The 23,046-nt window shown below is 74.1% G+C and carries 23 protein-coding genes and 1 pseudogene; 11 read left to right on the forward strand and 13 right to left on the reverse strand.

Going from position 1 to position 23,046, the window contains the following annotated elements; genetic code table 11:
- Positions 1 to 136: 136 nt before the first annotated feature.
- The 3 genes from ACWCPN_RS24455 to ACWCPN_RS24465 are packed head-to-tail and all read left to right on the forward strand — an operon-like array spanning position 137 to position 3,028.
- On the forward strand, positions 137 to 382 hold the full coding sequence (locus ACWCPN_RS24455) for a ferredoxin (protein WP_451209836.1): 246 nt from the start codon (positions 137 to 139) through the stop codon (positions 380 to 382).
- Positions 372 to 1,760, forward strand: a complete 1,389-nt coding sequence (locus tag ACWCPN_RS24460; protein ID WP_451209839.1) for an NAD(P)/FAD-dependent oxidoreductase — start codon at positions 372 to 374, stop codon at positions 1,758 to 1,760. Before ACWCPN_RS24455 ends, ACWCPN_RS24460 begins: the two co-directional genes overlap by 11 nt.
- Positions 1,761 to 1,795: 35 nt before the next feature.
- Positions 1,796 to 3,028, forward strand: coding sequence for a cytochrome P450 (locus ACWCPN_RS24465; protein ID WP_451209842.1), 1,233 nt, complete (start codon positions 1,796 to 1,798; stop codon positions 3,026 to 3,028).
- 15 nt (positions 3,029 to 3,043) lie between these two features.
- Here the strand turns inward: ACWCPN_RS24465 and ACWCPN_RS24470 are convergent, their stop codons facing one another.
- Positions 3,044 to 3,559 (reverse strand): immunity 21 family protein, encoded by a 516-nt coding sequence (locus ACWCPN_RS24470; RefSeq protein ID WP_392293852.1) that lies wholly within the window; start codon positions 3,557 to 3,559, stop codon positions 3,044 to 3,046.
- Between the two features lie 37 nt (positions 3,560 to 3,596).
- A complete protein-coding gene (locus ACWCPN_RS24475; RefSeq protein WP_451209846.1) occupies positions 3,597 to 4,070 on the reverse strand; it encodes a rhodanese-like domain-containing protein in 474 nt (157 codons plus the stop codon).
- A gap of 94 nt (positions 4,071 to 4,164) precedes the next feature.
- On the opposite strand from ACWCPN_RS24475, the gene ACWCPN_RS24480 reads away from it, so the two are divergent.
- The gene (locus ACWCPN_RS24480) at positions 4,165 to 4,611 is read left to right on the forward strand and encodes an Lrp/AsnC family transcriptional regulator (protein ID WP_199209682.1); all 447 of its coding nucleotides are present in this window, start codon (positions 4,165 to 4,167) and stop codon (positions 4,609 to 4,611) included.
- Positions 4,612 to 4,615: 4 nt separating this feature from the next.
- Here the strand turns inward: ACWCPN_RS24480 and ACWCPN_RS24485 are convergent, their stop codons facing one another.
- The 5 genes from ACWCPN_RS24485 to ACWCPN_RS24505 form a co-directional block, all read right to left on the reverse strand.
- A complete protein-coding gene (locus tag ACWCPN_RS24485) occupies positions 4,616 to 7,606 on the reverse strand; it encodes an AAA family ATPase (protein ID WP_451209850.1) in 2,991 nt (996 codons plus the stop codon).
- On the reverse strand, positions 7,603 to 8,766 hold the full coding sequence (locus tag ACWCPN_RS24490; protein WP_451209854.1) for an exonuclease SbcCD subunit D: 1,164 nt from the start codon (positions 8,764 to 8,766) through the stop codon (positions 7,603 to 7,605). The genes ACWCPN_RS24485 and ACWCPN_RS24490 overlap by 4 nt, the downstream gene beginning before the upstream one ends.
- Positions 8,767 to 8,895: 129 nt before the next feature.
- Positions 8,896 to 9,522 (reverse strand): YigZ family protein, encoded by a 627-nt coding sequence (locus ACWCPN_RS24495; RefSeq protein ID WP_199209685.1) that lies wholly within the window; start codon positions 9,520 to 9,522, stop codon positions 8,896 to 8,898.
- Between the two features lie 61 nt (positions 9,523 to 9,583).
- Positions 9,584 to 10,135 (reverse strand): SixA phosphatase family protein, encoded by a 552-nt coding sequence (locus ACWCPN_RS24500; protein ID WP_451209857.1) that lies wholly within the window; start codon positions 10,133 to 10,135, stop codon positions 9,584 to 9,586.
- Positions 10,132 to 10,926 (reverse strand): hypothetical protein, encoded by a 795-nt coding sequence (locus ACWCPN_RS24505; protein ID WP_451209860.1) that lies wholly within the window; start codon positions 10,924 to 10,926, stop codon positions 10,132 to 10,134. Before ACWCPN_RS24505 ends, ACWCPN_RS24500 begins: the two co-directional genes overlap by 4 nt.
- Before the next feature lie 141 nt (positions 10,927 to 11,067).
- Between ACWCPN_RS24505 and ACWCPN_RS24510 the strand changes: the two genes are divergently transcribed.
- From ACWCPN_RS24510 to ACWCPN_RS24520, 3 genes are all read left to right on the forward strand, one after another.
- Entirely contained in the window at positions 11,068 to 11,475 is a 408-nt protein-coding gene (locus tag ACWCPN_RS24510; protein WP_451209863.1) for a CoA-binding protein, read from the forward strand.
- A 202-nt stretch (positions 11,476 to 11,677) separates the two neighbouring features.
- Positions 11,678 to 13,318, forward strand: coding sequence for an APC family permease (locus tag ACWCPN_RS24515; RefSeq protein WP_392293857.1), 1,641 nt, complete (start codon positions 11,678 to 11,680; stop codon positions 13,316 to 13,318).
- 76 nt (positions 13,319 to 13,394) lie between these two features.
- Complete coding sequence (locus tag ACWCPN_RS24520) at positions 13,395 to 14,630, forward strand: 4-hydroxybenzoate 3-monooxygenase (RefSeq protein WP_451209867.1); 1,236 nt, start codon at positions 13,395 to 13,397, stop codon at positions 14,628 to 14,630.
- 61 nt (positions 14,631 to 14,691) lie between these two features.
- Here ACWCPN_RS24520 and ACWCPN_RS24525 read toward each other — a convergent pair whose 3' ends face one another.
- From ACWCPN_RS24525 to ACWCPN_RS24535, 3 genes are all read right to left on the reverse strand, one after another.
- Positions 14,692 to 15,249, reverse strand: coding sequence for a YbaK/EbsC family protein (locus ACWCPN_RS24525; RefSeq protein WP_451209870.1), 558 nt, complete (start codon positions 15,247 to 15,249; stop codon positions 14,692 to 14,694).
- 43 nt (positions 15,250 to 15,292) lie between these two features.
- A complete protein-coding gene (locus tag ACWCPN_RS24530; protein WP_199209688.1) occupies positions 15,293 to 15,865 on the reverse strand; it encodes a helix-turn-helix domain-containing protein in 573 nt (190 codons plus the stop codon).
- Between the two features lie 64 nt (positions 15,866 to 15,929).
- Entirely contained in the window at positions 15,930 to 16,694 is a 765-nt protein-coding gene (locus ACWCPN_RS24535; protein ID WP_451209874.1) for an acyltransferase, read from the reverse strand.
- A 108-nt stretch (positions 16,695 to 16,802) separates the two neighbouring features.
- Here ACWCPN_RS24535 and ACWCPN_RS24540 point away from each other — a divergent pair, with 108 nt between their 5' ends.
- The gene (locus ACWCPN_RS24540; protein WP_451209876.1) at positions 16,803 to 17,330 is read left to right on the forward strand and encodes a gamma carbonic anhydrase family protein; all 528 of its coding nucleotides are present in this window, start codon (positions 16,803 to 16,805) and stop codon (positions 17,328 to 17,330) included.
- A gap of 27 nt (positions 17,331 to 17,357) precedes the next feature.
- Here the strand turns inward: ACWCPN_RS24540 and ACWCPN_RS24545 are convergent, their stop codons facing one another.
- Entirely contained in the window at positions 17,358 to 18,005 is a 648-nt protein-coding gene (locus ACWCPN_RS24545) for a DedA family protein (protein ID WP_451209879.1), read from the reverse strand.
- A gap of 261 nt (positions 18,006 to 18,266) precedes the next feature.
- Here ACWCPN_RS24545 and ACWCPN_RS24550 point away from each other — a divergent pair, with 261 nt between their 5' ends.
- Complete coding sequence (locus tag ACWCPN_RS24550) at positions 18,267 to 19,280, forward strand: lysylphosphatidylglycerol synthase transmembrane domain-containing protein (RefSeq protein WP_451209882.1); 1,014 nt, start codon at positions 18,267 to 18,269, stop codon at positions 19,278 to 19,280.
- Here the strand turns inward: ACWCPN_RS24550 and ACWCPN_RS24555 are convergent.
- Positions 19,199 to 20,554, reverse strand: a complete 1,356-nt coding sequence (locus ACWCPN_RS24555) for a hydrolase (RefSeq protein ID WP_451209885.1) — start codon at positions 20,552 to 20,554, stop codon at positions 19,199 to 19,201. The genes ACWCPN_RS24550 and ACWCPN_RS24555 overlap by 82 nt on opposite strands.
- Positions 20,555 to 20,989: 435 nt before the next feature.
- On the opposite strand from ACWCPN_RS24555, the pseudogene ACWCPN_RS24560 reads away from it, so the two are divergent.
- Positions 20,990 to 21,442, forward strand: a pseudogene (locus ACWCPN_RS24560) (sugar phosphate nucleotidyltransferase); the annotation flags it as partial.
- 77 nt (positions 21,443 to 21,519) lie between these two features.
- On the opposite strand, the gene ACWCPN_RS24565 reads toward ACWCPN_RS24560, so the two are convergent.
- Complete coding sequence (locus ACWCPN_RS24565; protein WP_451209969.1) at positions 21,520 to 21,963, reverse strand: DUF4442 domain-containing protein; 444 nt, start codon at positions 21,961 to 21,963, stop codon at positions 21,520 to 21,522.
- 85 nt (positions 21,964 to 22,048) lie between these two features.
- On the opposite strand from ACWCPN_RS24565, the gene ACWCPN_RS24570 reads away from it, so the two are divergent.
- Positions 22,049 to 23,002 carry a hypothetical protein gene (locus ACWCPN_RS24570; protein ID WP_451209888.1) on the forward strand — a complete coding sequence of 318 codons (954 nt, stop codon included), beginning with the start codon at positions 22,049 to 22,051 and terminating at the stop codon, positions 23,000 to 23,002.
- Positions 23,003 to 23,046 lie beyond the last annotated feature (44 nt).

Consider the following 23,046-nt stretch of genomic DNA (forward strand, 5'->3'; position numbering starts at 1 on the left):
CCCGAACGGACCGCCCGGCGCGCGGCGCCCCCGCGCGGCTTCCATGCTGGCCAGCGGGACATGACCGCCGTCCGGGGGCGCCCGCGCTGGGCGGGTGGTGAGCACCGGACCTGGCCACCGGAAGGGCGGAGCGCCGATGCGGCTCGTCGTCGATCTCAACAAGTGCCAGGGGTACGCGCAGTGCGCGTTCCTGGCGCCCGACGTCTTCGCCATGCACGGCGAGGAGTCGCTGGTCTACAACCCGCGTGCGGACGAGGGACAGCGCGAACGGCTGGCCCGGGCGGTCGCCGCCTGCCCGGTCCAGGCGATCACCGCCGACGGTGTCGACGGCCCGGCCGTCGGTGCGCGCGGCTCCGCCGGGGAGGCCTCCGATGGCCGCTGACCACGTGGACCTGCTCCGGCGCGAGGGCCGGATCGTGATCGTCGGCGCCTCGCTGGCCGGACTGCGGGCCGCCGAGACGCTGCGCGCCGAGGGGTTCACCGGCTCGCTCACGATGATCGGTGACGAGCCGTACGAACCGTACGACCGGCCGCCGCTGTCCAAGGCCGTGCTGCTGGGCAAGGCGTCCCCGAACCACACCGAGCTGCCCCACCGCCGGGAGATCGACGCCAAGTGGCGGCTCGGCGTGGCGGCGACCGGTCTCGACCTGTCCGCCAAGCGGGTGCGGCTGGCCGACGGGGACGAGGTGGAGTACGACCGGCTGCTGATCACGACCGGGGTGCGGGCCCGGCCCTGGTTCAAGGAGGAGGAGGGCCGGCTGGACGGCGTCTTCCTGCTGCGCACCCGCGACGACGCGGCCCGGCTGCTGCAGCGGCTGCGGTCGGCGCGCCGGGTGTTCATCATCGGCGCCGGGTTCGCCGGCTGCGAGGTCGCCTCCGCCTGCCGGGAGATGGGCCTCGCCGTCACCCTGGCCGAGCGGGCCGGAGCCCCGCTGGTGGGCGCGCTCGGCGGGGTGATCGGCGCCGTCGCCGCCGATCTCCAGACCGAGAACGGCGTGGATCTGCGGACCGGCGTCACGGTCACCGCGCTGGAGGGCGACCCGGCCGGCCGGGTCCGCGCGGTCCATCTGTCCGACGGCGGCCAGGTCGAGACGGATGTCGTGGTGGTCTCGCTCGGTTCGCTGCGCAACACCGAGTGGCTGACCGGGTCGGGGCTCGGCGCGGGACCGCGGGGCATCGCCTGCGACGCCGGCTGCCGGGCCTTCGACTTCCGGGGCATCGTCACCGACGACGTGTTCGTCGCGGGTGACGTCGCACGCTCGCCGCACGCGCTGTTCGGCTACCAGTTCCTCTCCCTCGAGCACTGGGGCAACGCCGTCGCCCAGGCGGAGACCGCCGCGCACAACATGATCTGCCGGGGCGCCGACCGGCGCCCGCACCTGTGGATGCCGGCCTTCTGGTCCTCGCAGTTCCGGGTGAACATCAAGTCCGTCGGCGTGCCTCCCATGGGCGACCAGATCATGATCACGCAGGGTTCGCTGGCCGAGCGCCGGTTCGTCGGCGTCTACGGCCACAAGGGGCGGGTGGTCGCCGCGGTCAGCTTCGACAACACCCGCTGGCTGGAGTTCTACCAGCGGCAGATCGAGCGGGGCGCGCCGTTCCCGGTGGAGTACGCGACGGTGGACCGGCGCCCCGAGGGCCGGCAGCCGGTCGACGCGGACTTCCCCGACCCGTCCCTGCCGACCCACGGCCCCACCGTGACGCTGAGCGGCTACTCCCCGGCCGACCAGCAACTGGTGTTCACACCGGCCCACCACTGAACGCCGCCGCGGCCCCGACGCCCCAAGGACTTGTCATGACGCAGGCCTCACTGTTCCGCCGGATCACCGACTTCGCCAACCGCGCCGACCCGTATCCGCTGTACGAGGAGCTCCGCCAGACGCCCGTGCTGCACGAGGAGGAGGACGGCCCGTACGTCATCAGCTCGTACTGGGACATCGAGGGCCTGCTCCACGATCCCCGGATCAGCTCCGACGCCGCCAACCTGGCCGCCGCCGGGGACGAGCTGGCCGAGGCGCAGAGCACCGGACTGCCCCCGTCCTTCCTCCGGCTCGACCCGCCCGAGCACGACCGGCTGCGGCGGATCGCCAACAGCGCCTTCGGGCCGCCCCACAAGCCGCGCCGGATCGAGTCCATGCGGGGCGAGCTGCACGAGATCGTCGGCGGGCTGATCGACGGCTTCGGCGACGCGCGCGAGATCGACCTGGTGGACCAGTTCGCCTACCCGTTCCCGGTCACGGTCATCTGCCGGCTGCTGGGAGTGCCCCGCGAGGACGAGCCGCGCTTCCGCTCCTGGGTGGATCCGCTCGTCGCCAGCCTGGACCCCGAGACGCGCGAGAGCGCGGACGAGGAGTTCGTGAAGGCGGCGCAGGAGTCGCGGATGCAGCTCGGCATGTACCTGGCCGGGCTGGTCGAGCAGCGCACCAAGGATCCGCAGGACGACATGCTGTCCGACCTCGCCGACAGCAGCGGCCCGGAAGGCGCCATGACGATGATGGAGGTGATGAGCACCGCGGTGCTGCTGCTGATCGCCGGTCACGAGACGACGGTCAACCTCATCACCAACGGCATGCTCACCCTGCTGCGCCACCCGGACGTCCTGCGACGGCTGCGGGAGGACCCCGGCCTCGCGGCCAACATCGTGGAGGAACTGCTGCGCTACGAGCCGCCGGTGCAGATCGTGCCGCAGCGCACCTGCATCTCCGACATCGAGGTGCGCGGGGTCACCATCCCCAAGGGCTCGCGGATCTGGCTGATGCTCGCCGCCGGCAACCGGGACCCGGAGCGCTTCAAGCATCCCGAGCGGTTCGACCCGGACCGCGGCGACATCCAGCACCTCGGTTTCGGCAGCGGCATCCACAGCTGCTTCGGCGCTCCGCTGGCCCGTCTGGAGACGCAGATCGCGCTGTCCGAGCTGGCCCGGCGGCTGGACAACCCCCGGCTGGTCGAGGATCCGCCGCCCTACCGGCAGAACGCGGTGCTGCGCGGCCCGCGCCACCTGCGGATCGCGTTCGACGACCGGCGCTGACCCGCGGCCGCCGGATCAGGGGGCGAGCGGTCTGATCCTGACCAGGCCCAGCCAGGTCTCCGGGCCCGGCTGGGCGTAGGCGGCGGCGACCGCGTACGGGCCCGGTGCCAGCGGCACGCGCAGGTGTCCCGTCCGGTCCACCGCCCCGCCCGGCCGGGCGGCGTCGAACAGCACCACCGGGCCGGGTACCTGCCAGCGGACCTCGGGTTCCCACACGGCGGTGCCGAGCGCGGCGGGAACGTGGGCGAGCAGTTCGCGCTCGGAGTTCGCGGCCGACCAGCGTACGAAGACGCCCTGGTCGGGCAGGTAGGCGGTGGCGGCGGGCTCGTCACCGAGGACGAGGGCCGCGCTGTCGCCGACCGGGAGCAGGCCGGCGTACCCGTCCACCTCGCAGGCGCGGTCGTAGTCGGTGGCGAACTCCTCGCTGTCGGCGCCCGCCCAGAACGGCAGGACCGTCTCCGGCACGGCTATCAGGGGACCTCCGCCCGACTCCACCCATTGCAGTGCGCCCGGATCCGCGTATCGAGACATGGGCAGAACCTACACGCACGGCGATCACCGGACGGGGTCAGCAGCCGCATTCGCCGTCGGCCGGCGCGGTCAGGGGGTCGGTGTCGCGCCGGTCCGCGCCCTGCCAGGTCTCGTAGGCGAAGCCCTCGCGCGCCCAGTACTCGAAACCGCCGAGCATCTCCTTGACCCGGTAACCGAGTTCGGCGAGTGCGAGGGCGGCACGGGTGGCGCCGTTGCAGCCGGGGCCCCAGCAGTACGTCACCACGGGCACGGCCTTGTCGAGGAGCCGCTCCGCCTGCTCCGGGACGAGCGCGGTGGGCAGGTGGACGGCGCCGGGGATGTGCCCCTGGTCCCAGGACTCGGTGGAACGGGAGTCGACCACGACGAAGCCGGGGTCGCCGCCGGCCGCGAGTGCGGCGGCGACGTCGGATACGTCGGCGTGGAAGGCCAGCGAGGCCCGGAAGTGGGTGGCGGCCTCGGCCGGGGCGGCGGGCGCGACGCGCAGGACGGGGTTCACGGAGTCGGTGATCATGGCCCGAAATCTATGGCTGCCGGCCCGTCCGGCGAAGGGGCGATCCCCGGGCTTCCGCTTGATCGGCCGGTGTTTCCCCTGCTATTGATCCGGCATGACCGTGTATTCCCCGGACGCCACCGACTGGCGCATCCTGGACGTCCTGCAGCGTGAGGGCCGGGCCAGCTACGCGGAGCTGGCGCGGGCCGTCTCGATGTCACCGAGCGCCGTCACCGAACGGGTCCGCCGGCTGGAGGAGGCCGGCGTGATCCAGGGGTACGCGGCGGTCGTGGACCCCGAGCGGCTCGGCCTGCCGATCCTCGCCTTCGTCCGGCTCCGCTACCCGCACGGCAACTACAAGCCGTTCCACGACCTGGTGGCGGCGACGCCGGAGATCCTGGAGGCCCACCACGTGACCGGTGACGACTGCTTCGTCATCAAGGTCGCCGCCCGGTCGATGCCGCACCTGGAGGAGATCTCCGGAAGGATCGGCGGGCTGGGCTCGGTGACCACGAGCGTGGTGTACTCCTCGCCGCTCCCCCGGCGCCCGCTCGGCCGCTGACCGCTCAGCCGCCGCGCTGCCGCAGCGTGGACCCCGATCTGCCCTTCACCACCTCGAGCTGGGCGTGGACGCGGCGGCGCAGGTCGGGGACATGGCTGACGATGCCCACGCTGCGGTCGCGTTCGCGCAGGCTGTCCAGGACGTCGAGGACCTCGTCCAGGGTCTGGTCGTCCAGGCTGCCGAAGCCCTCGTCGATGAAGAGGGTGTCCAGGCGGACGCCGCCCGCCTCGTCGGTGACGACGTCGGCGAGACCGAGGGCGAGCGCGAGGGAGGCGAAGAAGGTCTCACCGCCGGACAGGGTGGCGGTGTCCCGCTCGCGGCCGGTCCACGCGTCGACGACGTGCAGCCCGAGGCCGCTGCGGCCGCGTCCGGTGCGGTCGTCGGAGTGCACCAGGGTGTAGCGGCCGGAGGACATCCGGTGCAGGCGCGCGGTCGCGGCGGCGGCGACCTGCTCCAGACGGGCCGCGAGCACGTACGACTCCAGGCGCATCCGGCGTTCGTTGTCGGCGGAGGTGCCCGCGGTGAGCGCGGCCAGGCGGGCCACCCGGTCGTACTCCTCGCGCAGGGGCGCGAGCCGGCGCACGGCCTCGGCGGCGCGGGCGGAGAGCCGGTCCAGTTCGCCGACGCGGCGGTCCGCCGCGTCCCGTGCGGAGGCGGCCTCGCGCAGCCGGCGTGCCGCCTCGGCCGCCGTCCGCTCCGCGGCTTCCGGGTCGGCGGGGGGTCGCTGGGCGGCGGCGGAGGTGCCGGCCTCCGCGAGCACGGCGCGTACCGCCGCCTCCTCGGTCTGCCGGGCGTCCAGACGGTGCTGGAGCTCGCGGTGGGCCGCGTCGTCGAGGAGGGCGGCGGCCGCGGCCCGCGGGGTGTCGAAGCCGGCGCGGTAGGCGGCGTCGGCGAGGCGGGCGTCGGCGTCCTTGAGCCGGTGGGCGGCGTCCTCGGCCGCGCGGGCGGCGTCGGCGGCCTCGCTGAGCCGGGCCGTCCGCCGCTCCAGTTCCGCGGCCCGGGCGGCCACGCTGGACGCGGATCCGCGCGCCTGCGCCAACTCCGACTCCAGAGCTTCCTGTTCGCGCTCCAGACTCTCGCGCCGGGTCAGGCGCGCGGCGGTCCGTACGGCTGCGCGCTGGCGTTCGTCGAGGCGCCGTTCGCGCTCCTGCTCGGCGCGGCGCAGCTCCTCGTGTGCGGCGTGCAGGGCGGAGGCGTCCCGGCGGGCGCTCGTGTACGCGCGCTCGAGTTCGTCGGCGTCGGCGGCGAGCCGCTCCGTGGGCGTGTCGCCGGCCTCCGCGGTGGCGGCGGCCAGCTCCTCGCGGACGGCACCGAGGCGCCGCTCGTCCTCGGCGTGCCGTTCCTCGGCCAGCCGGGAGTCGGCGAGGGCGCGCTCCTCGGTCTCGCGGTCGACGTGCCCGGCGATCTTACGAGCGGGCGCGGGGTGCTCGGTGGCTCCGCAGACGGCGCAGGGCTCGCCGTCGGCGAGCTGCCCGGCCAGCTCGGCGGCGATGCCGTCGAGACGCTGTTCCTTGAGGTCGAGCCAGTGGGCGCGGGCGTCGACGGCCTGCTGCCGTGAGGCCAGCGCCCGGTTCCGGGCCCGCTCCAGGCCGGCGGCGAGTTCGTCCCGGGTGCGTGCCGCGGCGAGGCGCCGCTGCGCGGGTTCGCGCCGGACGGCGAGCTGTTCGGCGCGGGTGGCCGCCTCCTGGGCGGACTCGACACGGGACCGCAGGGCGGCCCGGGTGGTGTCCCAGTCGGCGAGCCAGGCGTCGGCCTCGCGCAGCACGTCCTCGTCGACGCGCTCCTGCTGGTCGAGGGCGGCCCGCTCCTGCGCGGCCTCGGTGAGCCGCCGTTCGGCGCGCCGGGCCGACTCCAGGCCGCCGAGTTCCTCTGCGGCCCGGCGGGCGGCGGCCGTGAGGCCCGCGGGGCCGTCGCCGGCGTGCGAGCCGGGCAGGCCGACACGCGCGCGTGCCTCGGCCGCGGCGGCCTCGCGGTGCTCCGCCTCGGCAGCGTTCCGCAGCTCCAGGGCGGGCGCGACCGTCTCGGCCTTGCGCGCTCGCGCCATCCGCTCCTGTGCCTCGTGGTGGGCGCCGGCCCCGTCCCGAAGGCGTTCCGCCCGCTGCCGGGCCTCGGCGAACCGGCTCTGGAGGCGGGCGAGTTCGCGCGCCTCGTCCAGGGCGTGCCGGGCCGCGTCGTGGGCGGACTCGGCAGCCCGGAGGCGGCACCGGGCGATGGTGAGGTGTTCGCGCGCGGTGCTGCGGGCCACGGCGGCGGCATCGAGCACGGCCTCGGCGAGACCCGGCTCGCCGGGGCTCAGCTCGGGCAGCTCCATGGCGTCGCCCGCCTCCTGCTGCATGCGGTGGGCGTCGGCGAGCAGTGCGGCGTCGCCCTCGCGCACCCGGGTCTCGCCGGCGCGCCGGCGCTCCGCGAGCCGCTTCTCCACGTCGGCGAAGCGCTGGGTGTCGAAGAGGCGGCCGAGCAGCCGGCCCCGGGCCTCGGCGTCGGCGCGCAGGAAGCGCGCGAAGTCGCCCTGGGGCAGCAGGACCACCTGGCAGAACTGCTCGCGGCTCATGCCGAGGAGCTGGGTGATCTCCTCGCCGATCTCCTGGTGGGAGCGGCTGACGTCCTTCCAGGTACCCGCGGGGGCGTCGTACTCGCGCAGCCAGGTCTGGGCCTTGTCGACGGTCGTGCCGGTGCCGCGCAGCTTGCGCCGCTCCCACGGCGGCTGCCGGGTGATCTCCAGGCGCCGTCCGGCGACGGTGAGTTCGAGGCGGATGCCGGTTCGCGTGCCGGGTTCGGCGTGGTCGCTGCGCAGGTTCATGCCCTGGCCGGTCTGCCGGGCGCCGGGCACGGTGCCGTAGAGGGCGTAGCAGACGGCGTCCAGGACGGAGGTCTTGCCCGCGCCGGTGGGGCCGTGCAGCAGGAACAGCCCGGCGGTGGAGAGCGCGTCGAAGTCGACGCTCTGGGAGGCGCCGAACGGCCCGAAGGCGGTGATGTCGAGCCGGTGCAGCCTCACCGCGCCACCTCCCGCACCGCGTCGTGGGCGCGCACCGCGTCGAAGGCGTCGCGCAGGACGGCCGCCTCCCGCTCGTCGGGGCCGGCGCCGCGCACATGGGTGACGAAGTCCTCGGCGATCTCCTGGTCGCCGCGGCCGGCGAGCCGCCGGGCGTACGACACCCGCGGGCCGTCGGCCTCCCGGTCCGGGGCGAAGACCAGGCTGAGGGTGTGCGGGAAGCGCTCGGCGAGGCGGGCCATGGGGTCGGCGGGGCGGACCGGGTCGGTGAGGGTGGCCTCGATCCAGGCGTCCTCGTGGCGGGCGAGACCGGGGTTGGCGAGCAGTTCCTCCAGGGTGCCCCGGAGGCGGGCCAGCGGGCGCGGCACCGGGACGTCGAGGCGCTCGGCGGTGACGGAGCCGTCGGCCGCCAGGTCGACGAGCCACATGCTCTTGCGGTGGCCGGCCTCGGAGAAGGAGTAGGCGAGCGGGGAGCCCGAGTAGCGCACCCGGTCGGTGAGGGTCTGGCAGCCGTGCAGGTGCCCGAGCGCCACGTAGTCGACGCCGTCGAAGACCCCGGCCGGCACGGCGGCGACCCCGCCGACGGTGATGTCCCGTTCACTGTCGCTGGCCTGGCCGCCGGTGACGAAGGCGTGGGCGAGGACGACGGAACGCGTGCCCTGCGGGCGGCCGGCGAGGTCGGCGCGGACCCGTTCCATGGCGGCGGCCAGCACGGCCTCGTGGCCCGCCCTCTCCACCGCGAACTCCTCCTTCACCAGGGCGGGTTCGAGGTACGGCAGACCGTAGAGGGCGACGTCCCCGTGGGCGTCCCGCAGCACCACCGGTGTACCGACGGCGGACGGCTCGGTGCGCAGGTGGATGCCCGCCCGGTCGATGAGGCCGGCGCCGACGCCGAGACGGCGGGCCGAGTCGTGGTTGCCGGAGATCATCACGGTGGGCACCCCGAGCTCCGCGAGGCGGTGCAGGGCGTCGTCGAAGAGCTCGACCGCGGCGAGCGGGGGCACCGCGCGGTCGTACACGTCACCGGACACGACCACCGCGTCCACCGCGTGCTCACGCACGGTGGCGACGAGGTGGCCGATGAACCCGGCCTGGGCACCGAGCATGTTCACCCGGTGGAAGGCCCGGCCCAGGTGCCAGTCGGACGTGTGCAGGAGTCTCATGATCCTCGAGACTAACGGCCGGGTCTGACATCACGGGCGGTTACTCCCGTATCAGCCCGTCACGACCCGCCCCATGCGCGGGCGTTGTGTCCGATTAGAGGCTTACTTCCGTTATGGGGGCGGTGAACGTCACGCGTCCCCGTAGGCCTCCCCGCCCAGCTCGAAACCGGCCGTGCCCGCCGTCGCGTCGGCCAGCCAGGCGCGGAACGCGTCGACGTCGGCGTCCGGCAGACCGATCTCGATCGTGACGGCCTCGCCGTAGCGGACGTCCCGGACCTCGCGTCCGGTGGCGCGCAGGTCGTTCTGCACCTTGCCCGCGCGCTGGTGGTCGACGGTCACCGTGGCGAGCCGGAACCGGCGCCGCGTGATCGTGCCGAGCGCGTCCAGGGCCTCGCCGACGGAGCCGCCGTAGGCCCGGATGAGACCGCCGGCGCCGAGCTTGACGCCGCCGTAGTAGCGGGTGACGACGGCGATCACGTACCGCATGTCGCGGCGCAGCAGCATCTGCAGCATCGGGACGCCGGCCGTGCCCCCCGGTTCGCCGTCGTCGCTCGCCTTCTGGACGGCCGCGTCGGCACCGATGACGTACGCCCAGCAGTTGTGCGTGGCGTCGGCGTGCTCCTTGCGGACGGCCGCGAGGAACTCCTGGGCCTCCCGCTCGGTGGCCGCCGGGGCGAGGGAGCACAGGAAGCGGGAGCGGTTGATCTCGGTCTCGTGCACGCCCGCGCGGGCGACTGTGCGGTACTCGTCCTGCATCCAGCCAGCCTATGCGAGCACCGCAGCGCCCCCGCTCGCGGTGCGGACCGCGCGCTCCGCGCTACCGCTTCGGCCCCTTCGTCCCGCGCGGCACGGTGAACGACGTCAGCAGGGCCGCGCCCGGGACGAGGGCCGGCCAGCCGGTGCCGCGCCAGGCCAGCACGGCGAGCGCCGAGGTCGGGAACTTCGCGCGCACCCGCTCCAGGTTGTCGTCCAGACCGTCCCCGGCCAGTGCGAGGACCAGTTCCTCCAGCCCCGGGTTGTGCCCGACCAGCAGCAGGGTCTCCACCTCGCGCGGCGTCTCGCGCACGACCTCCGTCAGGTCCGGTGCGGCGGCCGCGTACAGCCTCGGTTCGTAGCGGACCGGGGGCGGGGTGCCCCACTGGGCGGAGGCCAGTTCCCAGGTGCGCCGGGCGCGTACGGCGGTGGAGCACAGGGCGAGGTCGGGCAGGCAGTCGGCCTCGGCGAGCGCGCGGCCGGCGGCCGGGGCGTCCCGCAGGCCGCGCGGCGCCAGCGGACGCCGGTGGTCCGCGACCCCCTCCGGCCAGGCGGACTTGGCGTGCCGCAGCACGACCAGCCGTCGCAGCGGGCCCGCGCCCGCCCGCTCGATCACCCGAGGCTCCCGAGATCCCGGGGAAGGTCGAGGGCGAGCAGGCGGTCGGCGTACGCGTAGGTCTCGAACCGGGCTCCGTCCGGGATGTCCGGGGCGCCCGCCACGTCGCGCAGCACGTCCAGCACACCGGGCACGTCGAGATCGTCCTCCCAGGCGGCCCGCAACCGTGTCCGCACCTCTTCCGGCACCGGCCGCGAGGGGTGCCGCGCCCACTCCGCCACGGCCCGCCGCCACCGGGCGAGCGTCCGCTCGGCCTCACCCAGCCGTCCGGCGTCCAGCGTCACGGGGGCGTCGCGCGGGACGGAGAGGAGGGCCAGCCGGAGGGCGCCGGAGTCCGCGTCGGCGGAGAGCAGGGCACGCAGCGCCGCGCCGGACGCGGCCGCGCCGCCGGACGGCGCTGCCGGGTCCGGCCCCGGCGGCTCCCCGGTCCAGGTCACCGGAGCGACGCGGACCACCGTTCCCCCGCCCGGCGCCATGTCCCGCTCTCCCGTCACGTGCAGGACCTGGGCCTCGCCCAGGCCCGACGCGAGGTCGCGGCCGTCCTCGAAGGGGCGGATGGACAGGGTGGTGGCGGCCGCGCGTAGTTCGGCGAGCCGGTGGGGCGCGGTCAGGATGGTCCAGACGGGGGTGCCGCCGAGTTCCAGGGCCCGGACGAGGACATCGGCGGTGAGCAGGACCCGCAGGGCCGTCAGGTCCAGGCCGGAGGCGTAGGCCTCGATCCGGGTCAGGCCGCGGCGGGCGGGCGCGGCGGAGACGGATTCACCGGTTCGGGCGTCGAGGATGCGCAGCACGGCCCGAGCGTAGGCGCGGCGGCGGCCGTACGCGGGCACCTTGCGCCGATTCCGGACACCGTGGCGGGTGACCGGGGGAATCAGCACCCCGTGAGCGCTGTTGCTCCCACGACAGTTCCCCCGCAGCCCTAGGAGGCGGCCGTGCACGGCGACGAGGCGACCATCCGCAGGATTCTCACCGAGCTGGGCGACACCTGGGCCGTCGTCGGCCTGTCCGCGAACCAGCGGCGGGCCGCCTACGGGGTGGCGCGGGTGCTGCAGGGGTTCGGCAAGCGGATCGTGCCGGTGCACCCGAAGGCGGAGACGGTGCACGGCGAGCCGGGCTACGCCTCCCTCGCGGAGATCCCCTTCGAGGTCGACGTCGTGGACGTGTTCGTCAACGGCGAGCTGGCCGGCGCGGTCGCCGACGAGGCGGTGCAGAAGGGCGCGAAGGCGGTGTGGTTCCAGCTCGGGGTCGTCGACGAGGACGCCGGGGAGCGGGTCCGGGCCGCGGGGCTGGACATGGTGATGGACCGCTGCCCGGCGATCGAAATTCCCCGCCTGCATTGAGCTGTCTCACCTTCTTCTCACAATTCTCCGCTGAATATTGACATTCCACCTGGCCCTTGACCTGTGGGAAGACCGTCACCAAGACAGTCAAGATCCCGGGTCAAGTTTTGGGAAACAGTCTTTTGCGACAGCGGAACGCGTTCCTAGCCTGTGGCCTCCTTGCTCGTTATTCGCACGTTCACGATCTGAGAGGCCACCAGACATGGTGAAAGTCGACCATGCCGTGCCACAGGCCACGACGGAGTCCGGCGGCGGTCTGCGCCGGGACGTCGGGCTGATCGGACTGATGTGGGCCTCGGTGGGCTCCATCATCGGCTCCGGCTGGCTGTACGGAGCCGAGAAGGCGGTGGTCGTGGCCGGCCCCGCGGCGATCGTCTCGTGGGTGATCGGCGCGGTCGCCATCGTCCTGCTGGCACTCGTGCACGCCGAACTCGGCGGCATGTTCCCGGTCGCCGGCGGCACCGCCCGCTACCCGCACTACGCCTTCGGCGGCCTGGCCGGCATGTCGTTCGGCTGGTTCGCCTGGCTGCAGGCGGCCACCGTGGCCCCGATCGAGGTCGAGGCCATGATCGGTTACGCCGGTCACTGGGGCTGGGCCCAGGGCCTGCAGCACGCCGACGGCACGCTGACGACCGGCGGTCTCGTCACCGCCGTCGTCCTCATGGCCGTCTTCGTCGGCGTCAACTTCTTCGGCGTCCGGGCCCTGGCCCACACCAACAGCGCCGCGACCTGGTGGAAGATCGCCGTTCCGCTCGGGGCGATCTTCATCATCGCCGTGGGCAACTTCCATCCCGGCAACTTCACCTCGGAGGGCTTCGCGCCCTTCGGTGCCAAGGGTGTGCTGGGCGCGATCAGCTCCAGCGGCATCATCTTCGCACTGCTCGGCTTCGAGCAGGCGATCCAGCTCGCGGGCGAGAGCCGCAACCCCAAGCGCGACCTGCCGCGGGCGACCCTCGGCTCGGTGGCGATCGGCGCCGTGATCTACATCCTGCTCCAGGTCGTGTTCATCGGCGCGCTGCCGCACACCTCCTTCGCGCACGGCTGGGCCAAGCTGGACTTCGCCGGCATCAGCGGACCCTGGGCGGGTCTGGCGACCCTGGTCGGCCTCGGCTGGCTGGGCTGGGTGCTCTACGTCGACGCCATCATCTCCCCCGGCGGCACCGGCCTGATCTACACGACCGCCACCTCGCGCGTCTCCTACGGCCTGGCCAAGAACGGCTACGCGCCGAAGGCGTTCGCCAAGACCGACGCGCGCGGCGTGCCGTGGTTCGGCCTCGTCATGTCCTTCGTGACCGGCGTGGTCTGCTTCCTGCCGTTCCCGAGCTGGCAGGAGCTGGTCGGCTTCATCACCTCGGCGAGCGTGCTGATGTACGCGGGCGCTCCCCTGGCGTACGGCGTCTTCGCCGACCGGCTGCCGCACCACGAACGCCCCTACCGGCTGCCCTTCGGCAAGGTGATCTCGCCGCTGTCGTTCGTGGTCGCCAACCTCATCATCTACTGGGCCGGCTGGGACACCCTGTGGCGGCTGGGCTTCGCGATCCTGCTCGGCTACGTGCTGCTCGGCTCCTACGCCTGGTACGCCGTCCGCAAGAACCTGCCCGACGCGCCCCGGCTGGACTTCAAGGCCGCGCAGTGGCTCCCCGGCTACCTGCTGGGCCTGGGCGCGATCTCCTGGCTGGGCGGCTTCGGCGGCCGTGGCTACATCGCCCTGTGGTGGGACATCCTGGTGGTCGCGGCCTTCTCGCTCGGCGTCTACTACTGGGCCAAGGCCACCGCGTCGAAGACCGAGGCGATCGAGCGGAGCATCGAGGAGGTCGTGGTCACGGACGCCCCGGCGCACTGACCCCGGTCCCGGACACCGGTGTCCCGCCGGCCGCGGCCACCCGCTGCGGCTGACGGGACACCGTCATAATGCGGGGGTGACAGACCCTTCCCCCCACTTCGGCTCCGCGCCCGTCGACGGCCGTACGGAAGACCGTACGGTCGTCGTCGTGGGCGCCGGGCCCGCCGGGCTCACCGTCGCCGCCCTGCTGCGGGCCGCCTCCGTCGACTGCGTGGTCCTGGAGACCGAGAGCAGACAGTTCGTCGAGACCCGGCCCCGGGCGGGCGTCCTCGAGGAATGGGCGGTCCGCGAACTCGAGCGGCGAGGCCTGGCGAAGCGCCTGCTGGAGCGCGCCGAGCCGCACGACGCCTGCGAGTTCCGCTTCGACGGCGAGCGGTTCCGCTTCCCCTTCGGCGAACTGACGGGCCATCACCACTACGTGTACCCGCAGCCGATGCTGGTGACCGACCTGGTACGGGAGTACGCCGACGTACGCGGCGGTGACATCCGCTTCGGAGTGGGCGACGTACGGCTGCACGACCTGGACTCGGACCGGCCCGCGGTGTCGTACCGGTGTCCACGGACGGGTGAACGGGTGCTGCTGCGCTGCGACTTCGTCGCCGGCTGCGACGGCGCGCGCGGGGTGACGCGGGACGCGATACCGCCCGAGCGCACCCGCGTCGCGCGGCAGGACGACGGCATCGGCTGGCTGGCGCTGCTCGCCGAGACCCCGCCCTCCGCCGACTGCGTGGTGTTCGGCGTCCACCCGCGCGGCTTCGCCGGTCACATGCCGCGCAGCCCCGAGGTCACCCGTTACTACCTGCAGTGCCCGCCCGGCGACGATCCGGAGAACTGGCCGCACGACCGGGTCTGGGCCGAGCTGCGCACCCGGCTCGGCGCGGCCGGGGCGCCACCGCTGACCGAGGGGCGCCTGATCGAGAAGCGGGTGCTGGACATGCACCACTACGTCGTCGAACCCCTTTCCCACGGGCGGCTGTTGCTGGCCGGCGACGCCGGTCATCTCACGGCGCCCATCGCGGCGAAGGGCATGAACCTGGCCCTGCACGACGCGTTCCTGCTGGGCGACGCGCTCGCCGCGTACGTGGGCCGGGGCGACGGGAGCGGCCTGGCGGGCTACTCGGCGGCGGCGCTGCGCAGAGTGTGGGACTACCAGGAGTTCTCGCAGTGGCTGTCGGACATCTACCACGGGGTGTCGTCCGGCGACGCGTTCCGGGCCGGCACCACACTGGCCCGGCTTCGCCGGCTCTTCGCCTCGCCCGCCGCGGCGGCCGCGTTCGCCGAGCAGTACCTGGGCTCGGCCACCGCGTTCTGAGCGCGGCACCGGTGGTGAGGGGCCCGGGTCCGCGTCCGGCGCGGGCCCGCCGCCCCCGGTGTCAGGCGGTGCCGAGTCCTTCGAGCACCACCGCGCCGGGCAGTTCCGCGAGCGCCTTGCCGGGCACCAGCAGCTTGCCGCGCCGGCGTCCGCTGCCCACCAGGACGTACGGCAGGTCGGCCACGGCCGCGTCGATCAGGACGGGCCAGCCTGCGGGGAGTCCGACCGGGGTGATGCCGCCGTACTCCATGCCGGTCTCGCCGGTCGCGGTCTCCATCGAGGCGAAGGAGGCCTTGCGGGCTCCGAGTTGGCGGCGCACCACGCCGTTGACGTCGACCCGGGTGGTGGAGAGCACCAGGCACGCGGCGAGGGTCGTCCCACCGCCCCGCTTGCCCGCGACCACCACGCAGTTCGCCGACCGCTCCAGCAGGTCGCGCCCGTAGTGCTCGACGAAGACGGCCGTGTCGGCCCAGCGCGGGTCGGTGTCCACCCAGACGATCCGGTCGGCGGGGACGCCGCCCCGCCAGTGCCGCACGGCGTCGGCGACGGGCTCCGTGAGCTCGTCCAGGCAGTCCGGGGCGGGAAGGGCGGTCTCGAAGTCTCCGATGGGTGCGCGCATGGCCGCACGCTAACAAGACGCCCCCGGCCGGGATACCGGCGTCTCAGTGAACGGGCGGCACCGAGACGGCCATCATCATCTCCATCGGCACGTCGCCCCGGTTGCCGTACAGGTGCGGCACGTTGGCCTCGAAGGAGGCGCTCGCGCCGGCCGGCACGCGGTACTCCTCACCGTCCACGGTGAGCGTCAGCTCGCCCGCGGTGACATGGACCAGCTCCACCGTTCCGGCGGGGTGCGGTTCGGAGGGGCTGTTCTCGCCCGGCATCAGCCGCCAGTCCCAGATCTCCAGCGGCCCGGGCGCCTCGGTTCCCGCGAGAAGCCGGTTGTAGCTGCCGGCCTCGGTGTGCCACAGCCGCACGGCGCGCTCGGCGGGGACGATGCGGACCTTCGGACCACGCTCGTAGTCGAGGAGGGTGGTGACGCTCACCCCCAGCGCGTCGCCGATCTTGACGACGGTGCCGATGCTCGGGTTGGTGCGGGCCTGCTCGATCTGGATGAGCATGCCGCGGCTGACTCCGGCCCGGGCGGCGAGGACGTCCAGCGTGAAGCCGCGCACCGCGCGCCAGTGCCGCACGTTGCGGGCCAGGGACTGGGTCAGGAGTTCGAGGTCCGACACGATCCGTCCAATGTCCGGGGTTCAGCAAACTGTACTGAGCAGTATCCCCCGGCGACCGGTCGCGTCAGCCGTCGGCCTCCAGCCGCGCCAGCTCCTCGATGCCCTCCTCGTCCAGGTCCGCGAGGGCGCGCAGCTGCTGCGGGGTGATTCCCTCCGGGGGCGGCACAGGGGCCGGGGTCCGCAACGGCGGCTGCCAGCCCGCGTCGGACGTCCAGCGCCGTACGACCCGGGCGGGCGCCCCGGCCACCACGGCGTGGTCGGGCACCGTGCCGCGCACCACCGCACCGGCCGCCACGACCACGTTCCGGCCGATCCGCGCACCGGGCAGGATCACCGCGCCGGTGCCGATCCAGCAGCCCGGGCCGATCTCCACCGGCTCCATCCGCGGCCACTGCCTGCCGATGGGCTCGTGCGGGTCGTCGTAGGAGTGGTTGGTGGAGGTGACGTAGACGTACGGCCCGAAGTAGCAGTCGCTGCCGATGGTGACCGTCGTGTCGGCGATGACGTGGCTGCCGCGGCCGAGGACGACCCCGTCGCCGATGCGCAGGATCGGGTCCGGACCGAGGTCGAGGTCCGGCATCAGGCCGGCGGTCAGCGTGACCTGCTCGGCGATGATGCAGTGCGAGCCGATGTGGATCCAGGGCTCGCCGAAGACGGTGCCGAGCGGGAAGGCCAGCCTGGTGACCGGGCCCAGCGAGCCGAAGCGGAACCTCCCGGGTTGCTCCGCGCTGACGGACCCCGCGCGCTGCGCCCACGCCCAGGCCGCGTGGACGGCGCGCTGGGCGAGGCCCCGCCGCCGGGATGAGAACGTGTTCTTGCGCTTCGGCACGGGCTCACGTTACTCAGCGGGGACCCGGGGCGAGGGCGCGGGCCGCTGTGATCTTTGCCCCAGTCCTGACGTACCGTGCGCAGTACTACGGCGGACGAGGAGACGGTGATGACGCACAAGGCGCTGATCGTGGGCATCGCAGGGAAGGAACCGCAGGTCGACGCGGAGGCGTTCGTGGCGCCCACGGCCTCGGTGATCGGGGACGTCACACTGCGCGCCGGCGCCAGTGTCTGGTACGGCGCCGTGGTGCGCGGGGACGTCGAGCGGATCACCGTGGGCGCCGACGCCAACGTGCAGGACAACGTCACGCTGCACGCCGACCCAGGCTTCCCGGTTACCGTCGGGGAGCGGGTCTCCATCGGGCACAACGCGGTGGTGCACGGCGCGACCGTGGGGGACGACTGCCTGATCGGAATGGGGGCGACCGTGCTGAACGGGGCGGTGATCGGGGCGGGCTCGCTGGTCGCGGCCCAGGCCCTGGTCCCGCAGGGCATGGTCGTGCCGCCGGGCTCACTGGTGGCGGGCGTGCCCGCCAAGGTGCGGCGGGAGCTGTCCGAGGAGGAACGGCAGGGGGTCACCCTCAACGGCACGCTGTACGCGGATCTGGCGAAGACCCATCGCGGAGTGCACGAATAGGGAGTCCACGAGCGGTCCGCGGGCGGCTCATTCCCCCGCGGGAACCGGCTCCGGCTCCTGCCGGCGCTGCTCCTGCGCCTTCTTGGCGCGGCGCTTGACGACCAGCATCGACGCCAGTCCGATCAGGACCGCCCCGGCCAGCCCCAGGTACGAGAACCGCTTCAGCCAGTCCTCGGCGACGACGCCCACGTAGTAGATGACGGCGGTGGTGCCGCCGGCCCAGCAGATGCCGCCGAGGACGTTGGCGATCAGGAACTTCCAGTACGGCATGTGGAGCACGCCCGCGAGCGGTCCGGCGAAGATGCGCAGCAGGGCGACGAAACGGCCGAAGAACACCGCCCACATGCCCCACTTCTCGAAGGACCGCTCGGCGGTGGCGACATGGCCCTCGCCGAAGTGCCTCGGGAACTTCCTCCCCAGCCAGGCCAGCAGCGGGCGCCCGCCCTTGCGGCCGATCGCGTAGCCGATGGAGTCGCCGATGACGGCACCGGCGGTCGCGCAGACGCCGAGCACGACCGGGTTGATGCCCGTGTGCTGGGAGGACATCAGCGCCGCCGAGACCAGGACGATCTCGCCCGGCAGCGGGATGCCCAGGCTCTCCAGGCCGATCACGAGGGCCACCACGGCGTAGACGGCGGCCGCGGGCACCGTGTCGAGCCATTCCTGGACGTGCACCGCCGGTTCCTCCCGAGTCGCTGTCCCTGTCCGTACGCGGGCGTGGCTTGCGCAGCGCGCCCCATGGGAAGGCTACCTGGTCGGCGCTGAACGGCGGCCTGCGCACGGGCCGCACGGCACCACCGCGCCCTCGCCCCGTCGCTTCCCGGCCACCGCGGTGTCACGCCGGAGGGGAAGGCTCCCCGAGGCTCCGCCGCTCCCCCTCCCCTGGCTCCCGCCGCTCCCCTCCGGCCGGGCCCGATGCGGAAGGACGTCGTCCCCGTGTCCTCACCGTCCCCGCTTCCGCCGCTCTCCCCGCCCGCCTGTCCGCCGCCGTGCCCTCCCGCGCGCCGTGTCTGCCTGCCGGCCGCCCGGCCCGTCCGGCTCGTCCTGTGCCTGTCCCCCGTGCTGCTCGCCGGGTGCTGGGCGCTGGCCGACCGTCCGGTGGCGTCCGAAGGGGCGTCCCGGCTGGCTGCGGCCGACCCGGGATGGCTGCTGGCCGGGGCCGCTCTCACCTGTCTCACCTGGGTCGCGGCCGCCTGCGTGCGGCAGGGCGCGCTGCCGGACAAGTTGCCGCCGGGGCTCCTGCTGGCCTCGCAGTTCGCCGCCGGCGCGGCGAACCATGTGCTGCCCGGCGGCCTCGGCGCGCACGCCGTCACCCTGCGCTTCCTGCGCGCCCGGGGCGTGCCCCTGGACCGGGCGACCGCGTCGATCGGCCTGTACTCACTGGCGCGGTCCTTGACGAGGACGCTGGTGCTGCTGGCCTTCCTGGCGGCCTGCCCGGCCCGCCGCCGGCTCGGCGAGCTGGTCCCGGACGGACCGATGCCGGTGCCGGCCGCCGCGGCCGCGGGTGGTGCGCTCGCCGTCGCCGGGGTGCTGCTGACGGTCGTGCCGCCGGTGCGCCGGCCGGTGACGGGTCTGGTGCGCGCCGCCCTCGCCGACGCGCGGGCCGTGCACGGCCGGCCCTGCCGGGTGCTCGCCCTGTGGGGCGGGTCGGCGGCCATGCCGCTGGTCCAGGCGGGCACGCTGGTCTGCGTCGGGACCTCGCTGGGACTGGGGCTGCCCTGGGAGCAGGTGGTGCTCGCCCATCTCGCGGCGGGCACCGCCGTGGGGGCCGTGCCGGCGCCGGGGGGTCTGGCGGTGGACGCGGCCCTGGTGTGGACCCTGGTGTCGTTCGGCGCGGTGCCGGCGGTGGCGGCCGCGACCGTGATCGGTCACCGGGTGCTGAACGACTGGCTGCCGCTGCTGCCGGGCGCCCTGACCCTGTCGGCGCTGATCCGCGCCAAGGCACTGTGAGCGCGGCACCGGCACGTCCCGAGCACGACGGTTCCGGGCAGGTCCCGCACCCCGGCGCCCGGCCGGACTCCGGCGGTCCCGCGCGCCTGTGGACACGAGCCGGGAAGACCGCGCAGCCTGCCGTGCGCGATCCGGACCGGCCCGCCGGCGGGCGCGGCGGCCGGGGGCGCGTCCGAGGACGTGGCGCGCGGCCGCGTGCCGGTGGCGTCGGGGCCCGCCTGGCGTCCGGCGGGGGCGCCCAGGGTGCTCGCGGGGTGCGGGACAGCGTTGTCGTCGGGCCCGCCCACGGCCACGAGGGCGGTGGCGAGCAGCCCCAGCGAGGCGAGGCCGACCCCGACCGCGAAGGCGGTGGTGCGGCGTCCGGCCTCCGGCGCGGTGCCGGGCCGGCCGGTCGTCGCCGCCGCCGGGCGCCGCGACGGGGCCCGGGGCTCCTCGCGGGCGGCTCGGCCGGGACGGGAGTCGAGGTAGCGCCGGGCCCCCCAGCCGAGCACGCTCTCGGCGATCAGGACGCCGGCTCCGCCGTCGGCCTGACCCAGCTGCTCGGCGGCGTGACGGCAGTGGGAGCAGGCGGTGAGATGCCGTCGCGCATCCGGGAGCGGAGCTCCGCCCGAGCCAATGGGATCGTCCGGCAGGCAGGTGTGGAAAAGGCATTCCGGGGAGGGTGCCAGTTCCCGGTGGGCACGTAGGCAGCCCGCCCGGAATTCCGCCCGGGCCCGGCTCAGCGCCATCGCCGCCGTGGCCGTGTCCATACCCAGCAGACCAGCGGGTATGTTTATGGATTCCGCCTCGACCTCGGTATGCCACAGAAGGCATTGGGAAGCCGCGGGAAGGGCGTGGAAAGCGCGTTCGGCGAGTCGTCGCCTCTCGGGCGTGCGGGGCGCCGTGGCGCGCAGACCGCGGCCGCCGCCGGGCTTGCGCAGTTCCGGCAGCACCACGCACGCCGCCTCGTCGGCGGCCCAGGCACGGACGGTGTCGCGGACCGCCGTCAGCAGTCGCGGGCGCAGGGCGCCGCCGGCCGCGCCGGTCGCGGGCCGGCCGAGGACCTGCTGAAAGGCGGCGGAGGTCACCAGCCGGGCCGACGGGCCGGCGGCCGCCAGGCATACGGCGGCGTAGTCGAAGGTGGCCTGCCAGTGCCGGGCCAGCAGCAGGGCGACGGCATCGTGACGGCCGGCCGGGGGCCCGCCCAGCCGGGCGGCGAGGGTGTGGTCGGACTCCCCGGACGGGGAGCCGGGGCGGGACGGGAAGGGCGGGCGTGGGGGGTGGGGGGACTGCACGGAACCCATTCCTTTCCAGCCGCGGGACGGCGGCGTACGGATTGGCGTCCTGTCGGAAAGCGGCACCGCGTCGGTGCGTACCTGGAGGGCCGGGCCGCGCGTCCGGATCCGGCCTTTACCCCTGGAGGGAGGGCTCACCTTGGCACAATCGCATCACTGGAAACAAGCGGTCCGAATGGAGCCGGCGGCAACGTCCGGGAAATGAACAATAGTTACCGGCGGTATCCACAGACATGGCCGAAGCCGGGGTCGCACAACTCTCAACTTCCGGACGTGAAAGGCCCGATGGCACACGGAATCTGCAACTTCCCGGCGGCCCGCGGACGGCCGCCCGCAGCCGGTACCGAGGTCGCTCCGGGCGCGCTCCCGTCCTCGTACCGGAGCATGGCCGCGTGATCGCCCCCCACCCCCAGGCCGCCCCCGCCGCCCCTCGGGCCGGCCGGGGACGGGGTACTGCGCGTCACCGGCCTGGTCGAGAAGCCGTCACGTGAGGAGGCGCCGAGCCGGTACGCGGTCATCGGCCGCTACGTCCTCGATCCGGCCGTCTTCGGCGTCCTGGAGCGCACCCCGCCCGGCCGGGGCGGCGAGATCCAGCTCACCGACGCCCTCCAGGAACCGGCCGCGGCCGGCACCGTACGCTCGGTCGTCTTCAACGGCCCGCGCCACGACACCGGCGACAAGGCCGACTACCTGCGTTCGGTGGTCCGTCTGGCCTGTGCCCGTCCGGACCTCGGCCCCGGATTCCGTTCCTGGCTCTGGCATTTCGTGGCGGAGCTGGATGACGGCGCGGACCACGGGGCCGTGAGGGCCGGCGGCCGGGAGCGGCGCCGGGCGGGAGCGGCGCCGGGCGGGAGCGGCGCCGGGCGGGAGCGGCGCCGGGCGGCCTGAGACGACACGGGAGGGGGAGAGGGGGCGGACGGACCGGGTCCCGGCCGGCGTCCGGTGCCCCTCCCCCGGATCCCCCGTCAGTCCTGCTGGTTGGGGCGCAGGGTCCACACGACCTGCATCTCGCCGGTCACGGCACCGTCCGCGCGCCGGATCTCGATCGTCACCGGGAACTCGGGCCGCTTGCCCGCGTCCAGTTCGGCCACGACCTCGGTGGCCGGACGGCCCAGGGTCGCGGTCGCCGTGACGGCGCCCATCGCCAGCTTCTTGTAGGCGATCTCGGCCCGGACGGCGAGCGGCACGGCACGCGAGAGCTGGTCGCCGAACGCGGCCAGCACGATGGCGCCGCTGGCCGACTCCCCCAGGGTGAACATCGCGCCGGCGTGCGGCCCGCCCACGTGGTTGTGGAAGTCGCCCTGGTCCGGCAGGAACACCACGGCTCGTTCCGCGGAGGTCTCCTGGAACTCCAGGTTCAGCGTCCGGGCCATCGGCACGGTGGCGGCGAGCATCTCGCCGATCGACATCTGGTCTGCGCTCATGCGGGCATGTTACTCATGAGTAGCAGGGCTGACCAGTGCCGTGGTGATCACCGCTGTATCGTTGCGGCCCATGTGGCCAGGGGAACAGCCGCCAGGAAGCGGCCAGCAGCAGAACCCGTACCACCAGCCGGGATACCAGCAGTACCCGCAGGCGAACCCCTACGGTCAGCAGCCGCAGTGGGGACGGCCCGGGCCCGCCGGAACACCTCAGCCGCAGCCCCCGCAGGGCGGCGGCGGCCGGACGAAGCTGATCGCCGTCGTCGCGGCCGGCGCCGTCGTCGTCGCGGCCGGTGTGACCGGATTCCTGCTGCTCGGTGGTGAGAAGGACGACGAGGCCCGCCCCGGCCCGACCGCGTCGTCCGCCTCTCCCAAGGCCTCCGCCTCCGCCTCGCCGTCCGGGGAGGACGACCCGCGTTCGGCCGGCGGCGCCGAGAAGCCGACCGTCGCCGGCTGGAAGGTCGTGGTGAACCCGGACACCGGCATCGCCTTCGACGTCCCCCCCGAGTGGCAGGTGCGGGCCAAGACCTGGGTCACCTACGTCACCGACGACTCCGCCCCCGGCGAGAAGGTGCTGGCCGGCATGAAGGCCCCCGCCGTGCTCAAGGAGAAGTGGTGCGGTTCGGACGACGACAAGGACGGCCGGACCGACTACGACCCGCTGGCCAACGTCGGCACCCGCGGCAACAAGAACGCCACGGACACCACGAAGATGGCCCGCCAGGAGTCCGCGAACTGGGTCTACGGCTGGTACACCCAGCCGGACCACAAGGCGGTGAGGACCGGCCCCGTGACCTCGTACACCACCGCGTCCGGCGTCACGGGCAGCGTCGCCACCTCACGCTCGTCCGGGGTGCCGAAGCACGACAAGTGCGACTACGACGGCAAGGCGACCACGTTCGCCTTCAAGGACGCGGACGGCGCGTTCCTCGCGTGGTCCTTCGTCGGTGCCGCCGGTGTCTCGGAAGAGGTCCCGGACACGACCGTGCGCAAGATCATGGCGACGGTCCGGCTCTACGGGCAGTAGGGCCGCCGCGGTTTCGGTACGTCCCTGACAAGGGCCGGTGACCG

Source organism: Streptomyces sp. NPDC002386, from assembly GCF_053593175.1.

Bases quoted from the DNA above. Each gene is read 5' to 3' on its own strand.
- ACWCPN_RS24455 (WP_451209836.1), top strand. From the start codon at position 137: ATGCGGCTCGTCGTCGATCTCAACAAGTGCCAGGGGTACGCGCAGTGC.
- ACWCPN_RS24460 (WP_451209839.1), top strand. From the start codon at position 372: ATGGCCGCTGACCACGTGGACCTGCTCCGGCGCGAGGGCCGGATCGTG.
- ACWCPN_RS24465 (WP_451209842.1), top strand. From the start codon at position 1,796: ATGACGCAGGCCTCACTGTTCCGCCGGATCACCGACTTCGCCAACCGC.
- ACWCPN_RS24470 (WP_392293852.1), bottom strand. From the start codon at position 3,559: ATGTCTCGATACGCGGATCCGGGCGCACTGCAATGGGTGGAGTCGGGC.
- ACWCPN_RS24475 (WP_451209846.1), bottom strand. From the start codon at position 4,070: ATGATCACCGACTCCGTGAACCCCGTCCTGCGCGTCGCGCCCGCCGCC.
- ACWCPN_RS24480 (WP_199209682.1), top strand. From the start codon at position 4,165: ATGACCGTGTATTCCCCGGACGCCACCGACTGGCGCATCCTGGACGTC.
- ACWCPN_RS24490 (WP_451209854.1), bottom strand. From the start codon at position 8,766: ATGAGACTCCTGCACACGTCCGACTGGCACCTGGGCCGGGCCTTCCAC.
- ACWCPN_RS24495 (WP_199209685.1), bottom strand. From the start codon at position 9,522: ATGCAGGACGAGTACCGCACAGTCGCCCGCGCGGGCGTGCACGAGACC.
- ACWCPN_RS24515 (WP_392293857.1), top strand. From the start codon at position 11,678: ATGGTGAAAGTCGACCATGCCGTGCCACAGGCCACGACGGAGTCCGGC.
- ACWCPN_RS24525 (WP_451209870.1), bottom strand. From the start codon at position 15,249: ATGCGCGCACCCATCGGAGACTTCGAGACCGCCCTTCCCGCCCCGGAC.
- ACWCPN_RS24540 (WP_451209876.1), top strand. From the start codon at position 16,803: ATGACGCACAAGGCGCTGATCGTGGGCATCGCAGGGAAGGAACCGCAG.
- ACWCPN_RS24565 (WP_451209969.1), bottom strand. From the start codon at position 21,963: ATGTCGATCGGCGAGATGCTCGCCGCCACCGTGCCGATGGCCCGGACG.
- ACWCPN_RS24570 (WP_451209888.1), top strand. From the start codon at position 22,049: ATGTGGCCAGGGGAACAGCCGCCAGGAAGCGGCCAGCAGCAGAACCCG.